Source organism: Bradyrhizobium sp. CCGB12, from assembly GCF_024199845.1.
Classification (GTDB): Bacteria; Pseudomonadota; Alphaproteobacteria; order Rhizobiales; family Xanthobacteraceae; genus Bradyrhizobium.
This window is the reverse complement of the sequence record NZ_JANADO010000001.1, coordinates 7954203-7969135: the sequence shown is the minus strand read 5'-3', so window position 1 is coordinate 7969135 and position 14933 is coordinate 7954203. Positions and strand designations below refer to the sequence as shown.

General features: G+C 65.0%; 17 protein-coding genes and 1 pseudogene. 6 read left to right on the top strand and 12 right to left on the bottom strand.

What is annotated here, in order from left to right:
- Nucleotides 1-62 precede the first annotated feature (62 nt).
- The 4 genes from NLM27_RS36510 to NLM27_RS36495 all read right to left on the bottom strand — a co-directional run bounded on the left by NLM27_RS36510 (nt 63) and on the right by NLM27_RS36495 (nt 2917).
- A complete protein-coding gene (locus NLM27_RS36510; RefSeq protein WP_254147870.1) occupies nt 63-851 on the bottom strand; it encodes a class I SAM-dependent methyltransferase in 789 nt (262 codons plus the stop codon).
- Between the two features lie 100 nt (nt 852-951).
- Nucleotides 952-1590 carry a ferric reductase-like transmembrane domain-containing protein gene (locus NLM27_RS36505; RefSeq protein ID WP_254147869.1) on the bottom strand — a complete coding sequence of 213 codons (639 nt, stop codon included), beginning with the start codon at nt 1588-1590 and terminating at the stop codon, nt 952-954.
- 12 nt (nt 1591-1602) lie between these two features.
- Nucleotides 1603-2106 carry a Twin-arginine translocation pathway signal gene (locus NLM27_RS36500; RefSeq protein ID WP_254147868.1) on the bottom strand — a complete coding sequence of 168 codons (504 nt, stop codon included), beginning with the start codon at nt 2104-2106 and terminating at the stop codon, nt 1603-1605.
- A 127-nt stretch (nt 2107-2233) separates the two neighbouring features.
- Nucleotides 2234-2917, bottom strand: a complete 684-nt coding sequence (locus NLM27_RS36495) for an HAD family hydrolase (RefSeq protein ID WP_254147867.1) — start codon at nt 2915-2917, stop codon at nt 2234-2236.
- 163 nt (nt 2918-3080) lie between these two features.
- On the opposite strand from NLM27_RS36495, the gene NLM27_RS36490 reads away from it, so the two are divergent.
- Nucleotides 3081-4088 (top strand): LLM class flavin-dependent oxidoreductase, encoded by a 1008-nt coding sequence (locus tag NLM27_RS36490; RefSeq protein WP_254147866.1) that lies wholly within the window; start codon nt 3081-3083, stop codon nt 4086-4088.
- A gap of 35 nt (nt 4089-4123) precedes the next feature.
- Here NLM27_RS36490 and NLM27_RS36485 read toward each other — a convergent pair whose 3' ends face one another.
- From NLM27_RS36485 to NLM27_RS36455, 7 genes are all read right to left on the bottom strand, one after another.
- Nucleotides 4124-5647, bottom strand: coding sequence for a tannase/feruloyl esterase family alpha/beta hydrolase (locus NLM27_RS36485; protein ID WP_254149020.1), 1524 nt, complete (start codon nt 5645-5647; stop codon nt 4124-4126).
- A 193-nt stretch (nt 5648-5840) separates the two neighbouring features.
- The gene (locus NLM27_RS36480; protein WP_254147865.1) at nt 5841-6716 is read right to left on the bottom strand and encodes an amidohydrolase; all 876 of its coding nucleotides are present in this window, start codon (nt 6714-6716) and stop codon (nt 5841-5843) included.
- A gap of 13 nt (nt 6717-6729) precedes the next feature.
- Nucleotides 6730-7125, bottom strand: coding sequence for a RidA family protein (locus tag NLM27_RS36475; protein ID WP_254147864.1), 396 nt, complete (start codon nt 7123-7125; stop codon nt 6730-6732).
- Between the two features lie 25 nt (nt 7126-7150).
- Nucleotides 7151-7954, bottom strand: a complete 804-nt coding sequence (gene hpaH, locus NLM27_RS36470; protein ID WP_254147863.1) for a 2-oxo-hept-4-ene-1,7-dioate hydratase — start codon at nt 7952-7954, stop codon at nt 7151-7153.
- A 3-nt stretch (nt 7955-7957) separates the two neighbouring features.
- Nucleotides 7958-8818, bottom strand: a complete 861-nt coding sequence (locus tag NLM27_RS36465; RefSeq protein WP_254147862.1) for a fumarylacetoacetate hydrolase family protein — start codon at nt 8816-8818, stop codon at nt 7958-7960.
- A 43-nt stretch (nt 8819-8861) separates the two neighbouring features.
- The gene (locus tag NLM27_RS36460) at nt 8862-9479 is read right to left on the bottom strand and encodes a flavin reductase family protein (RefSeq protein WP_254147861.1); all 618 of its coding nucleotides are present in this window, start codon (nt 9477-9479) and stop codon (nt 8862-8864) included.
- 3 nt (nt 9480-9482) lie between these two features.
- On the bottom strand, nt 9483-10448 hold the full coding sequence (locus tag NLM27_RS36455) for a tripartite tricarboxylate transporter substrate binding protein (RefSeq protein ID WP_254147860.1): 966 nt from the start codon (nt 10446-10448) through the stop codon (nt 9483-9485).
- 128 nt (nt 10449-10576) lie between these two features.
- On the opposite strand from NLM27_RS36455, the gene NLM27_RS36450 reads away from it, so the two are divergent.
- The 5 genes and pseudogenes from NLM27_RS36450 (at nt 10577) to NLM27_RS43890 (ending at nt 14225) form a co-directional block, all read left to right on the top strand.
- Nucleotides 10577-11368 carry an IclR family transcriptional regulator gene (locus NLM27_RS36450; protein ID WP_254147859.1) on the top strand — a complete coding sequence of 264 codons (792 nt, stop codon included), beginning with the start codon at nt 10577-10579 and terminating at the stop codon, nt 11366-11368.
- 205 nt (nt 11369-11573) lie between these two features.
- Nucleotides 11574-12869 (top strand): O-acetylhomoserine aminocarboxypropyltransferase, encoded by a 1296-nt coding sequence (locus NLM27_RS36445; protein ID WP_254147858.1) that lies wholly within the window; start codon nt 11574-11576, stop codon nt 12867-12869.
- A 4-nt stretch (nt 12870-12873) separates the two neighbouring features.
- The gene (locus NLM27_RS36440; RefSeq protein ID WP_254147857.1) at nt 12874-13656 is read left to right on the top strand and encodes an alpha/beta fold hydrolase; all 783 of its coding nucleotides are present in this window, start codon (nt 12874-12876) and stop codon (nt 13654-13656) included.
- 83 nt (nt 13657-13739) lie between these two features.
- Nucleotides 13740-13907 (top strand): annotated as a pseudogene (locus NLM27_RS43895) (DUF6496 domain-containing protein); the annotation flags it as partial.
- A gap of 108 nt (nt 13908-14015) precedes the next feature.
- The gene (locus tag NLM27_RS43890; RefSeq protein WP_254147856.1) at nt 14016-14225 is read left to right on the top strand and encodes a hypothetical protein; all 210 of its coding nucleotides are present in this window, start codon (nt 14016-14018) and stop codon (nt 14223-14225) included.
- Here the strand turns inward: NLM27_RS43890 and NLM27_RS36430 are convergent, their stop codons facing one another.
- Complete coding sequence (locus tag NLM27_RS36430; RefSeq protein ID WP_254147855.1) at nt 14226-14429, bottom strand: hypothetical protein; 204 nt, start codon at nt 14427-14429, stop codon at nt 14226-14228.
- Nucleotides 14430-14933 lie beyond the last annotated feature (504 nt).

Sequence of the window (14933 nt, the reverse complement as noted above, 5' to 3'; positions counted from 1 at the left end):
TACGCCTCGTTCCCATCTGCGGCAAGCAGAGCACTGGCGACGCCCAGCCTCCGCGCCGCAAGCTATTTGGGCCGACGCCCCCTTATCGCGTGTGCGCGCGCACTGTAGGTGATGCGACCATCGGCATCCGCCGGCAGGCGCGCGCGGACCTGCGCGATGAGCATCTCGACGTCTCCAGGCTTCATCGCTGCGACGGCAGGCCGAAGCGCGGGAGACTTCAGACTGGTTGCCCAGAAGTCGTCGAAACTCGAAAAAGTCCGTTGCACTGTAATCTCTCGCGTTTGCACGTCCTCGAGACCTGCCCCAAGCCACAGCTCTCGCAACGCTTCCATGCGAGACGCGTCCATTCGTGGTGGGCGGGTTGCCGGAATGCCCATTGCCTTGATCTCGTCGTAGATCGGATCAAGCGGAAAGCCGCCCCCCAACATGTCCCACATGTAGGTCGCGACTGCACCGCCGGGGACAACGACTCGCACCATTTCGCTGATGCCCTTGGCGGGGTCCGGAACGAACACGAGAACCAGTGCCATCACAGCCGCATCGAAGCTGCCGTCGGCGAAAGGGAGCGCCATGGCGTCGCCTTGCCGAAACTGTGCGACGCGCGCCGCGGGTCGTGTCCTCGCAAAAGCGAGCTGCTCTGCCGAGGGATCGATGCCCTGGACCTCGACGGGGCTGCATCGCTCGACCAACAGTTCAGTGAACGCACCGTTGCCGCAACCGATGTCGATCCACCGCAAGCCTGCGGGAGGTGCCAGCCAATCGAGGAATATCTCGCCGGCGAAGCGGCTCCAAACTCCCATCATCTGCTCGTAGGCGGCGCCGTCGTCGAAGTGAATTGTCTGCTCTGCCATTTCGAGAGCCTCCCGGCCCGATGACGATCCTTCGCGCTCGTCATTCTGCCCACAAAGGATGGGATCGGGAAAGGCTCGGATGTGACCCGGTCTCTCAGGCTCACTGCCGCGCGACGTCTTCGCCGCGCAGCGCCCTTCGCTTGCGCCACACCTGCAGGTCGATCATGGCCTTCACGGTTGCCGCGAGGACGAGTGCGCACAATGCCGCCTTCGAGATTGTCTCCATCGTCCCCTCGATCAGGAGGCAATGGGCCACGCTGCCTGCGACGATGACGATCGCGAGGGGAATATGGACGATGCGCCAGGTTCGCAGGCGCAGCCCCAACCGCCGACGCAGCAGAGCCAAAAGCGCAACGATGAAGATGGCCCACATGGCGGTTACGCCGAAGGGGGAGAACGGCGTCGGCGACGAGAAGGTCAGGGCATCGATCATATCGGGCGGACTGGTGATCCAGAGGCCGGCGACGTGAATCACCACCGCGAAGACCAGCGTGCCGCCGATCCAGTGATGGGCCCGCCGGCCGCGATAGGCCGACAGGCCCGGCAAATATCCGCCGATCAGCAGGGGCTGAACGAGCACGAGACCGAGGGCAATGATTCCGGCGAAGCCGGCGAGGATGTAGACCGGGCCCCGCCATGCGAGCTGCTCGCTTGCCGCAGCGGCGGCGACCGGCACGCCAATGGCCAGCGCAAGGGCGCCCCAGATCAGCAACGCCCGGGCCGATCTCCACCCCGTCATCCCTAGGCCCGGTCAGACCGGCTGAAGCACGAAGTGCGCCTCGAGGCTGGTTTCCTTTGCACTCCGCATCACCGGCCGCAGGAAGACGGTCTTGAATTCACCGCTGTCATAAGCGAGGTGGCCATGCGGCTGGCCGAAGATCGGAATGATCTGCGGCATCTCGAGCCGGAACTTGCCGTCCTTGTCGGTGAGCGTGGCGCCATGACTCTGGGGCTCGTGCTCCTGGCCTTCGACCGTGTGCGCCCAGATCTGGATGCGCTGTCCGGCGAGCGGAGCTCCGTCGCCGGCGCGGCGCACGGTGCCGCTCATCCAGAAGCCGCCCTTGCCGATCCGATCCATGATCGCCGCGCCCTTGCGGTAATTATTCGCCCCGCCCGACATCGACTCGGTCGGTGCGAGGCCGCTGGCGCGGGCGGGCAACAGCAGCCCGGACACTCCTGTTGCCAAAACCCCAGTTGCGAGGACGGAGCCGCCAGCGGCGAGCAGGCTCCTGCGGTTGAAGACGACCGTGGTCATGTCAGTTCCTCCTGGCAGCCGTGCAGCTGTTTCGCCAAGGGTACAACAACAGGCGCAAAACGCCCAGTTCAGACGAAGGGTGCCATAGGCCGCAATAACACTGTTGTGAACGGAGGGTGCAGGCCGCTCAAACAGCGTCGTTGCCTTTCGGAGCGGCGCAATCATCCAACAAAGCCGGCAGATCCGTCATTCGATGAAAGACGTCGTCGCAAATGGCTGCGAGCTCCGGCTCAACTCCCGGATCACCCCCGGTAAAGCCAAAGACTCTCATTCCTGCGGCCTTTGCCGCGCGAACTCCGGACAACGAATCCTCGACAACGACGCAACGTGAGGGGTGCGCGCCCAACGTTTGAGCGGCATGCAGAAACAGGCCGGGGTCCGGCTTCCACGAGCCAACCTCGTATGCGCTAAAGATGCGTCCTTCGAAACGCTCCAGCAGTTTCGTCAACCCGAGTGCATGCGTGAGCTTCGACATGGGTCCGTTGGACGCCACGCAAACCGGAGCGGTAATCTCAGCCAACGCTGCATGAATTCCTTCGACGGGCTTCAGTTCGGCATCAAAAGCCCGAGCGGTTGCTCGTCGTACGTCGGCGACGAAAGTGTCGCGGACGCCGCGGCCTAATCGACGCTCGATTTCGCGTACGCAATCCGCCATCTTTACCCCTCGGAAAGAGCATATGGCCTCCTCCACGCTGATCGCCGCACCTTCCTCCGCTGCAATTCGGGAAAGGACGGTCAGCGCAATGACCTCGCTATCAACCAGAACCCCATCCGAGTCAAAGATAATGAGCTCGGGACTTGCACACGTCATCCTTGCGATGCTCCAAGCGGGCAGGTGATCAGAACGTCCCGCTATATCCGGGACTGCGGATGGAATCCATACTCGGCTGCCTGGCGTTTCCAGCGCTGGCATTTTTGACAGCAGGCACTACGTATCGGTCTGAATCTCCCGCGCCTCCAGCCGGTATACCCACATGATCCCCTTCTCCGTGCTCGACCTTGCTCCCATCCGAAGGGGTGGCGACGCGTCGCAGGCATTCCGCAATTCGCTCGATCTCGCCCAGCATGTCGAACGCTGGGGCTACAAACGGTTCTGGCTGGCCGAGCATCACAACATGACGGGGATCGCGAGCGCCGCGACATCGGTGGTGATCGGGCATGTCGCGGGCGGGACGAAGACGATCCGCGTCGGCTCCGGCGGGATCATGCTGCCGAACCATTCGCCGCTGGTCATCGCCGAGCAGTTCGGCACGCTGGAGTCGCTCTATCCCGGGCGGATCGATCTCGGGCTCGGCCGCGCGCCGGGCACCGACCAGTTCACCGCACGGGCGCTGCGGCGCGATCTCGCCACGACTTCCGAAAACTTTCCGCATGACGTGCTGGAATTGCAGGCGCTGCTCGGCGACGTGCAGCCCAATCAGGCGATCCGCGCAGTGCCCGGCATGGGGACGAAGGTGCCGCTGTGGATCCTGGGATCGAGCACCTTTGGCGCGCAGCTCGCCGCGATGCTCGGCCTGCCCTTCGCGTTCGCCTCGCATTTCGCGCCGCAGATGATGATGCCGGCGCTGCGCGAATATCGCGCGCGGTTCGAGCCCTCGGCACAGCTCGACAAGCCCTATGCGATGGTCGGCGTCAACGTGTTCGCGGCGGACAGCGACGCGGAGGCGCAGCGGATGTTCTCATCGCTGCAGCAGCAGTTCATCAATCTGCGCCGCGGCACGCCCGGCCCGCTGCCGCCACCAGTCGAGGACGTGGACGCGCTGTGGTCGCCGGCCGAGAAGGCCATGGTCGGCCAGTCCCTGTCGTGCTCCGCGGTCGGCTCGCCTGAGGTGGTTGAAGCGAAGCTGAAGACGCTGATCCTTGAGACCGGCGCGGACGAGCTGATGACGACGGGGCAGATCTACGACCATTCCGCGCGGCTGCGCTCGTTCGAGATCGCGGCGGCGGTGCGGGATCGGCTGGCGGCGCAGCCGGCGGCGTGATCATTGCGCATCGTGAATGTCACGTTGGCGGACGTTCATGGGGCCGCGCAGGTGAAGCTCTCGGCCTTCTCGATGCTGCCCTGCCCGAGATAGCGAGCCTGGCGCGGATAAGGACACAGGGGCCGGCTGCGCCCGGGCCAGGGCGTCTTCGCACCCGCGCTAGCTTCGATGCGCTCCGGCGCGCGGCCCTGCTCGACCCAAGCGACCAGCGGGGTCAGCACGTCAAAGCTGTCAGTGGAAGGACCTCCCGAACAGTGATTCATGCCGGGCACGAAGAAGAGCCGCGCAAATTCGGCCGTCTCCTTCTCTCCGCCCGCCGCGTCCGTGAGCCGTTTGTACCAGTCCAGCGTATCGAGCGCCGAAAACGTGGGATCGCTGACGCCGTGATAGAGCAGCAGCTTGCCCCGCCGCTGACGGAAACCGGACAGATCGACTGAGTTCGCGGAGATCGTCTGCACGGACGATTCCGGCATCGCCGCGCTCGTGCCGAAGATTCGCGCGTGGGCGGCCGTCACATCCACAGTGCGGTAGAAGTCGTAAACGGCTTCCGCCTCATTCGCTAACGGCGCCTGCGGAGGGGTCATATAGAGATATGCCAGCGTCGCGCCAAAGGACACGTTGAACGCGTTGACTCGGCTGTCAGGCGCCGTCCCGAGAATCCAGCGCCGCCATCCGTCCGTGGCAATTCCGGAATCATAGGGATATGGCGCATAGATCCGGCGACCCTCTAACCCGGTTGGCCCCTCGAAATAGTTTTCGAGAGCGGCAATCTGAGCAGTAGAGAGGCAGTTGGCCGTCTTCTCGGCGGTACACTGCAGCACGCGCGGCGAAAAACGACAGGCGGGCACATTGTCGATGATGCCGTCAGCAAGGCCATCGGCTTCATCGCAGGACCGAACGATCGCCCTGGACAGTAATTCCATATCCGCCTGAGACAAGGCCTGCGCCAGGATAGGGCGGCCGTCCGAGGCTTTCGGTGCGATCGCCGCAAAGCCTTGCGTCGAGGCGGCCCCTGCAAGACCCTTCTCGGGCATTCGAAAGGCCGGTGCGCCGGCCGCCACCCCATCGAAGTGCTCCGGGAAGCGCTGTGTGATCGCCATGCCGTGCCGCCCACCGTTGGAGCAGCCCAGGAAATACGAGTATCTGGGCAAGCGGCCGTAATAGGCCTGGATAAACTGCTTGGCCTGCCGTGTCACGACGTCGTCGGCGCGATAGCCGAAGTCGATGCGCGCTTGCGGATCGAGACCGAAGCTGGCGCCGCCGAGGAGACCCGGCGCGTTGCTGTGCCCGGCATCCGTCGTGACGGTCGCGTATCCCTGATTGAGCGCGCTTGGCTGTCCGCCGCCGGGCTGCGCATCGCCGCTGCCGAGGACGCCGTCAGTACCCCCCTGCCCCTGGAATACGAAGCGACCATTCCACGCGTCCGGCAATCTGAGATGCAGGCCGATCGCGAACTTCTGACCGTCGGGGCCGGTTCGCTCGTCCAGATAAGCGATCACTTCGCAATGAGCGGCCAGACCTCCGGCCGCCGGACGCGGCTGGGCCTCGCTCACGCGCATCGTCGGAGCGGCCTCCTGGTGGAGCCGATCGCATGCGGTCACGGGCGAGACGGTGTCGCTGCCCGCGGCCTCGGTTGCGATGGACACGGCGCACCCCACGAATGCAAGCGCCGCACTCAGCCAAAACGGGCGATGCAGCCTTCGCCTTGCCGAGACAATCAACATGCGACACCCCCGATCGTGAAAGCCCCGGCTAGTCCACAAACCCGAACAGCTTCGCCGGATTGTGCACCAGGATCTTTTCAAGCTCCGCCTGGTCCGGCGCGTAGCGGTACATCAGTTCGAGCAGATCGGCATCGTTCGGCGGCTGCTTCACCGAGACCGGATGCGGCCAGTCGCTGGCCCAAACGCAGCGGTCGACCGCTGCCTCGATGTAGGCGCGCGCGATCGGGATCACGTCGTCGTAGGGCGGGCCAGCCTTCGAGGTCTTCTCGCCGAGCGACAGCATCACCCAGAAATTGCCCCTGCCGAGGAGCTCCAGCATCTTGCGCAGGTTCGGATCGTTCTTGCCGCCTTCGGGGGCCGGGCGCGCCATGTGGTCGATCAGCACGGGCACGTCGAGATTCTCGTACTTGGCAACGCTGGAGACGATGCCATCTTTCTCCGGCTGGATCTTGACGTACCAGCCGAGCTCGCGGATGCGCGCAATCGCGCGGGCAAAATCGGCATCCGACAGCACCGCGCCGAGCTCCTGGCGGAAACTGAAGCGCGCGCCGCGCACGCCAGCGTCATGCAGCCTGGCAAGATAGGAATCGCTCGCCTCCGCGAACACCAGCGCGTTGGCGCAGCCGCGATAGTTCGGGCCCATCGCGGCGAGACCGTCGAGCACCACGGCATGGTCCGCGCCATAGGTCGTGGTCTGCACGATGATGCCGCGCTCGATGCCGAGCGCCTTGTGCATGCGCAGCGCGGCTTCCCAGGTCGCGGTCGGCATCCGATAGGCGGCGCCGGGACGCTCCGGATATTTGTCCACGGGCCCGAGCACGTGAAACTGGCTGTCGACCGTGTTCGGCGGCGCCGCCTTGATCGGTCGGCGCGGATTGGGATCGAACGGCAGATAGGTCGGCATGCGCAAAACTCCTTCAGTCGATCACGGCGGTGAAGTCGCACTGCACCAGCGCGCCGCCGTCCATGTTGTCCATCGGCAGCGCGTGGCGCGCCGGGCGCGAATGCTCGTCCGGAAACATTTTCAGCCACTCGACATTGACGGGACCGCGCTGCGTGCGGTCCTTCAGCCATACCGTCATCTTGATGATGTCGTCGGTGATGCCGCCGGCGGCCTCCACCGTCGCCTTCATGTGCGCGAACATGTTGGCGCATTGCGCGTCGAGGCTCTCGGGCATCGCATTGGTCGCGGGATCGCGGCCGAGGATCACGCCCGACATCACGAGATTGCCGATGCGGCAGGCGTTCGGAATGGGATTGGCGTGCTTGAAGCCGCCGATGTGAATGCTCTTGCGCCGCGTATGACCCGCCATGGTGCGCTCCCTCTCTGTTGTTGATTCAGACGAACTGGCACGACACCGAGCCAAACGCGCCATAGTCGGCATGGAACGTGTCCCCGCGGCGGATGTCGACCGGGCGCGTGAACGATCCCGCCAGCACCACCTCGCCGGCCGCGAGATGTTCGTCGTGCGGCGCCAGGCGATTGGCGAGCCAGGCGATGCCGTTCGCGGGGTGATTGAGCACGCCGGCGGCAAGCCCGGTCTCCTCGACCTCGCCATTGCGGAACAAGAGCGCGCCGATCCAGCGCAGGTCCGCGTCCATCGGGCGGAACGGGCGGCCGCCAAGCACCAGCGCGGCATTCGCCGCATTGTCAGAGATCGTGTCCACGACCTTCCGCGCCTTGCCGGTCTCGGGATCGACGCGATGCATGCGCGTCTCCAGGATTTCCAGCGCGGGCGTCACGTAGTCGGTGGCGTTGAGCACGTCGAAGATGGTGCAGTCGGGTCCACGCAGCGGCGCCTTCAGCACGAAGGCGAGCTCGACCTCGATGCGAGGCGCGTGGAAGCGGTCGAATGGGATCGGCGTGGCGTCGGCATAGAACATGTCGGCGAACAGCACGCCATAATCGGGCTCGGAGATGCCGACTGCGTTCTGCATCGCCTTCGAGGTCAGGCCGATCTTGTGGCCCTTGATGACGCGGCCGCGACCAAGCTGGAGCCTGGTCCAGGCGCGCTGGACGGCGTAGGCATCCTCGATGCTGAAGTCCGGATACTCCTTCGAGAACATCGGGATCAGCGTCTTGGTGCGCTCGGCTTCATCGAGGCGCGCGGCGAGGCGTTCGATCGTGGCGGCATCCAGCATGATCTACTGCTCCGCGGCGACAGTGTTGCGCAGCACGCCGATGCGGCTGGATTCGACCTCGACAACGTCGCCCACCTTGAGCCAGCGCGGCGGGTCGAAGCGGGCACCTGCCCCGGTCGGCGTGCCCGTCACGATCATGTCGCCGGGCTTGAGCGTCGCGAAGGTGGAGAGATAGGAGATCAGGAAATCGAACGGGAACATCAGTCGCTCGGTCGTGTCCTGCTGCCGCACCTCGCCGTTCACGCGCGTGATGATGTCATGGGGGCCCCGCGGGTCGAGCTCGTCTGCGGTGACGATCCACGGGCCGATGCTGCCGGAACGGTCGAAATTCTTGCCCTGCGTGACGTTGAACTTGCCGTGGCGCAGCCAGTCGCGGATCGTGCCTTCGTTGCACAGCGTCATGCCGAAAATATGCGCGAAGGCCCTCTCGCGCGGGATGTGGCGGCCGCCTTGGCCGATCACGATGACGAGCTCGCCTTCATAATCGAGCTGGTCCGAGACCCTGGGCTTCTCGAGCGGCTGGCCCGAGCCCGTCATCGAGGACATGCTGCGCACGAACAGGCTCGGATACTTTGGCAGGTCCGAATTGTCCTTATACTCGGCATTGCGCTCGGCGTAGTTGACGCCGATGCACCAGAGCTTTTCGGGCGCGAGCACCGGGGGCAGCAGAACGAGCTTTTCCAGCGCGTAGTCTGGCTGCTGCCCAGCAATCGCCTCCTGCGCGTCGGCAAGCGCATTGGCCGCGATCAGCGCCTTCACATCCGAATAGTCGCGACCGATGCGCCGGGTCAGATCGACGACACCGCCTTCGATTGCCGCGCCGTAACGCGGCTCTCCGTCCAAGAGATAACTGACCAGTCGCATCGTCGGTCTCCAATGGTGTCGCGGCGCGTCCGGGGGCGCGCGCTCAGTCTTTCGATTTGGGAGTCTGGAACACGGTGTTCAGCGTCACGATCTCGCCGAGGCGGGCGTAGCGGGGACCGCCGATGCGCGCGATCGGGTCGAGCGCGGAGGTCTCGACCTTGCCGTCATTCACGAGCCCGTCGCGGATGTGGAACATCACGACCTCGCCGACGATGAGCCGGCTCCTGGCCTCGCCGAATTCGAGGCACTGCCGGAAACGGCATTCCATCGCGACGGGTGCCGCGGCCAGCCGCGGCACCTTGATGCGTTCGCCGGCAATCGTCTCAAGGCCGAGCTCCGCGACCTCGCTGATCTCGGGCGGATGCTCGATCGAGCTGTCGTGCACCGCCGACATCAGCGGGGTGTCGGCGATGTGGATCACATACTCCTCGGTATCGAGGATGTTGTGCGCGGTGTCCTTGTAGTCGGCACCCTTGCGGCCGACGCTGATGGCGAGCATTGGCGGCTTCTGCGAGACAAAGGTGAAGGCGCTGAACGGCGCGAGGTTGAGTACGCCGGAACGTGACAGGCTGGTGACCCACGCGATGGGGCGCGGCACCACGATGCCGGTCATCAGGCGATAGATACGCTCCGCGCCGAGCTCGGTGGGATCGATCCGCATCGATCAATCAGCCCTGATGTTGGCCTTGCGCACGACCGGAATCCATTTGGCATCCTCGCGCGCGAGATAGGCCTTGAACTCGTCAGGCGTCATCGCCGTCGCTTCCCCGCCTAGCTTCTCGAACTTGTCGATCACGGCGGGGTCCTTCAGGATCGCCACCAGCGTCTCGTGCAGCTTGTCGACGATGGGCGCCGGTGTGCCCGCGGGCGCGAACAGGCCGGTAAAAGTCTGGCCGTCGAAATCCTTGTAGCCGAGTTCAGTGAAAGTCGGCACGTCAGGCAGCGACTTCAGGCGGTGGGGGCTCGTGACCGCGAGCGCGCGGAACAGGCCGGCCTTGATGTGCTGGAGGCTGACCGTGAGCTGGTCGAACGCGAACTGCACCTGGCCGCCGAGCAGGTCGTTGATCGCAGGCGCGTTGCCGCGGTAATGCGCGGTGACCCATTGCAGGTCGAGGTTCGACTGCATCAGTTCGCTGAGGAGGTGGTTGGTGGTGCCGGGACCGGGCGAGGCCATCGTCAGCTTGCCGGGCTCGCGCTTGGCGAGATCGATGAATTCCTTGAAATTCGTCGCCTGCACCGAGGGATGCACCTCGAGCACCAGCGGCGTCATCGAGATCGTCGAGATCGGCAGAAAGTCCTTCTTCCAGCTATAGGCGTCGCGCTTGTTGATCTCGGTCGCGAACAGGACCGGGCCGTTCGCGCCAACGAACAGCGTGTAGCCGTCGGACGCCGATTTCGCGAAGGCTTCGCCCGCGATCATGCCGCCGGCGCCGGCCTTGTTCTCGATGATGAAGGGCTGGCCGAGCTTTTCCTGGAGCTTGTCGGCAATGATGCGCGCGGCGCTGTCGACGTTGCCGCCGGCCGGATAGGGCACGATCAGCTTGACGTTGCGCGCCGGCCATTGCTGGCCGGATGCAGGCCCCGCCAGCATCGCCGTGACGGCTGCGATGGCAATCCAGATTAATCTCATATCAACCTCCCGGCGGCGCTTCCAATTCATTTCGAATGCCCTGGCGTGCGCCTGGCATCTCGAATTGGTCGCAATCTCCAAATGCCCGCTTGTCCTGTCGAGTGAATTGTGGCGTTGTTGTCCATATTATGGACAAGCCGGAGCTCGCTCGCAACGCAACGGGACCGCGCCAGGGCGCGCAGGCGATCCGGCGCGCGCTTGCGGTGCTGCGCATTCTTGCCGCAGGGCGTGAAGACGGCGTGCCGCTGGCCGAGGTGGTGCGGACCACCGGCCTCACCCGACCGACCGTGCATCGCATCGTCCACGTGCTGATCGAGGAAGGCATCGTCGAGCGGCACGAGCGGACCGGGCGCTATGCGATCGGCAACCAGGTGCCGGAGCTCGCGCTCGCACGGCCACGGCCGTCGCGGCTGCTGGTCGCCGCCAATCCGTCGCTACGGCGCGCCTCCACCGAGATCGGCGACACGCTGTTCCTCACGGTGCGCACCGGTAACGATACGCTGTGCGTCGATCGCAGGATCGGCGTTTATCCGATCCAGGTGCTGTCGATCGAGGTCGGCGCGCGGCGACCGCTCGGCGTCTCCAGCGCCGGCGTCGCCATCCTCGCCGCGATGCCGGCGCAGGACGCGCGAAAAATCGTCGCGGCCAACGAGAAGAGGTTCGAGGCTTACCGGACCGACGTCGCAACCGTGATGGGCGAGATCACTGCGGCGAGGCGGTTGGGATACGGCATGAGGGAGATCGGCCTCGTCCAGGGCACGAAATCGATCTCGACCTGGATCAAGACCCCGGACGGGCGGCCGGCGGCGGCGATGACGGTCTCCGCCGTTCGGACGAGGCTCGGCCCGCGCCGCGAGCAGGAGGTCGTGGAGATTTTGCTGCAGGAGGCCCGGATCATCGAGCAGGCCATTCGCGGTTAAGCGCGGACGGCGCGTTCCTTCGCCGCTCCCCGCCTGCGGGCCCCGTGAGAACGGGGCGAGGGAGCGCACCACCGATGCGGCTAGAGCTCACTCTCCTCATCACCGCTCAGCGCTGCACGCCGTCGCGCGGCCCTGTCAATGGGCTGACGCCGCATGCCATTTTATGGCACAAGAACCGCCCTACGACCGACCAACGAGGCCACGCATGCCCGCGCCCAAACCGCCCGCCTTCGAGACCCTGAGCCTGCATGCGGGCCAGCACCCGGATCCCGCGACCGGCGCCCGCGCGGTGCCGATCTACCAGACCACGTCCTACGTGTTCCAGGATTCCGACCACGCCGCTGCGCTGTTCAACCTGGAGCGCGCCGGCCACATCTATACGCGCATCTCCAATCCGACCACAGGTGTGCTGGAGGAGCGGCTTGCGGCGCTGGAGGGCGGCGTCGGCGCAATCTGCACCGCCAGCGGCATGGCCGCGCTGCATCTGGCCATCGCGACGCTGCTCAACGCCGGCGACCACATCGTGGCATCGAGCTCGCTCTATGGCGGCACCATCAATTTGCTGGCGCATACGCTGCCGCGCTTCGGCATCACCACCACCTTCGTCAAGCCGCGCGATCTCGACGCCTTCCGCGCGGCGATCAAGCCGAACACGAAGCTCGTGATCGGCGAGACCATCGGCAATCCCGGGCTGGAGGTGCTTGATATTCCCAAGGTTGCGGCGATCGCGCATGAGGCAAAAATTCCGCTGCTGATCGACAACACCTTTGCCACGCCCTATCTTAGCCGGCCGATCGAGCTTGGCGCCGACATCGTGATGCATTCGGCAACCAAATGGATCGGCGGCCATGGCATCGCGATCGGCGGCGCCATCGTCGACGGCGGCCGCTTCGACTGGCGCGCATCGGAAAAATTCGCCGTGCTGACCGAGCCCTATGGCGGCTATCACGGCATCGTCTTCGACGAGCAGTTCGGCACGGCCGCCTTCATCATGCGCGCGCGCACCGAAGGGCTGCGCGATTTCGGCGCCTGCCTGTCCCCGACCAATGCGTTCCAGCTGCTCCAGGGCGTCGAAACGCTCGGCGTACGCATGGACCGGCACATGCAGAACACGCATCTCGTGCTGGAAGCCTTGAAGGCGAACAAGGCCGTCGACTGGGTGCTGCATCCCTCGCTGGAGGATCACACCGACTATCAGCTCGCCAAGCAATTGCTGCCGCGCGGCGCGGGCTCGATCGTCTCGTTCGGCATCAAGGGCGGGCGGCCCGCGGGAAAAAAATTCATCGAATCGCTGCGCATGATCAGCCATCTCGCCAATGTCGGCGACGCCAAGACGCTGGTGATCCATCCCGCCTCGACCACGCATCAGCAGATGGATGCCGAACAGCTCAGGACCGCCGGCATCGGCGAGGAGCTGGTGCGGCTGTCGGTCGGCATCGAGACGGCAAGCGACATCATCGACGATCTCGCCCAAGCGCTGCGCATCTCGCAAAAGGTCTGACACCATGAAGCTCTCCGTCAACGGCACCGAGGTGTTCGTCGCAACCGGCGGCCGCGAATTCGACAAGTCGCTACCCGCGGTCGTCTTCATCCACGGCGCCGGCTTCGATCATTCGACCTGGGCGCTGCACACGCGCTGGTTCGCTCATCACGGCTTTGGCGTGCTGGCGCCGGATATGCCCGGCCATGGCCGCTCGGCGGGACCATCGCTCTCTGGTATCGCAGAGATGGCCGACTGGACCGCGGCGCTGCTCGACGCCGCAGGAGCTGCGAAGGCGCATCTGATCGGCCATTCCATGGGATCGCTGATCTCGCTGGAGACGGCGGCACGGCACCCCGACAAGGTCTCCGCGCTGAGCCTGATCGGCACCGCTGCGACCATGTCGGTTGGCCCGGATTTGCTCAAGGCCGCCGAGGCCAACTCGCAGGATGCAAACGACATGGTCTCGATCTGGGGCCTCGGCTTCAACGCCGAGCTCGGCGGCAGCCTCGCGCCGGGCCTGTGGATGCATGGCGGCGCACAGGCCGTGCTTCGGGCCTGCGAGCCGGGTGTCCTGTTCAGGGATTTGTCGGCCTGCAATTCCTATGCGAATGCGCTTCAAGCCGCCGCGAGCGTGAAGGTGCCGACGACGTTGATTCTCGGCGAACGCGATATGATGACGCCGGCGAAAGCGGGCAAGGCACTCGCGGCCGCAATTCCGCATGCCAAGACCGTGGTCGTGCGAGGCGCAGGTCACATGATCATGGCTGAGCGCCCGGACGAGCTGCTGGCGGCGTTGAAGGGTTGATAGGATCAATCTTCGCGCCAGCGCGTTGCGGTCGGACATCCCTGCGACTCCAAAGGGGAACTCGACCCATGCCAAGATAGGAAATCATTCGTAAAGCCAAGCAGGACAAGCGCGCCGGAAAATCCGCGAGCACGCAGGCCGGCGAGTTCGTCAAGGACGAGATCGACAAGATCCGGAAAGGCAAACACGGCGCGCGCTCGACGAAGCAGGCGATTGCCATCGGCCTTTCCGAGGCGCGCCGCGCCGGTGTCGACCTGCCGCCTCCGCGCAAAGGCCGAACCAAGAAGTCGACGCGCCGCAGCGCCAAATATGCCTATGAAGTCGGCCAGGGCAAACGCACACCCAATCGGCGGCCGCGCGTGTCACGTGCCGTGGAGAGCGTCCTGAAGAAGGAGCCGCGCTCGACGGCGTCCCGCAGCGCGCTGTCGAAGCAAGGTAAGCGCGCCGCGAGCCGCCGAACCGCGGCGTCCCGGTCTGCCGCCGCGCGGAAAGCCAGCCACACCAAGGGCGCCAAGGCCCGCTCCACCGCCGCGAAGAAGGCTGCACGTACCAGGGCGCGCCGACGCTGATCAGCTCAGACGCCGGCTCCGCTCGGAGAGCACTGCGCGTGCCGCGCGCTCGGCTTCGCGCGCCGAACGGAACTGGCGGCCTTCGAGGCTGTCGAACAGGCGCTCGGAGGAGAAGAAGCGAAAGCCACGCTGCTCTCGCGTGACGATGCCGGCGGCACGATCGTGGATCTCGATGATGTAGGCGTTCGATTGAATTTGAGACATGGCTGCTCGTTCGCCGAACTCTCGGCGTTCCTGTCGTGGGATTTGCGGAGTGGGATGCTGCTAGAAGGCGATCAGCAACAACAACAGGCGCCGGTTGCCGCCGAGAAACAGCGCCGCGTCATGCACGCATGCATGTCGTTCTGATTGCGCTGGTGATCGGTTCTCATATCGCGGCATCAAGCTCGAGGAGCAGTTTCGTAGCTTGCGACTATCGAGCGATTGGCGCGGTTGGTCAATGAAATGGCTATCCATATTTGCCGTGAGCGCGCTGGAGCACTTCTCCCGCAGGAAGCACTGACAGGCGGATTCATCTCGCGATGAGTTCAACACGCTCGCACGGCCGGCATGGTACGCTTTGGCGGCCAATCGCGCTGAGCGGCGGGATGGCGTTCAATTGAGTACCTTCTTCACCTCGCCCCGCTTGCGCGGAGAGGTCGGATTGCATCGAAGATGCAATCCGGGTGAGGGGGTACAGATCTACCGACGACCCCATACGTGGAGAGA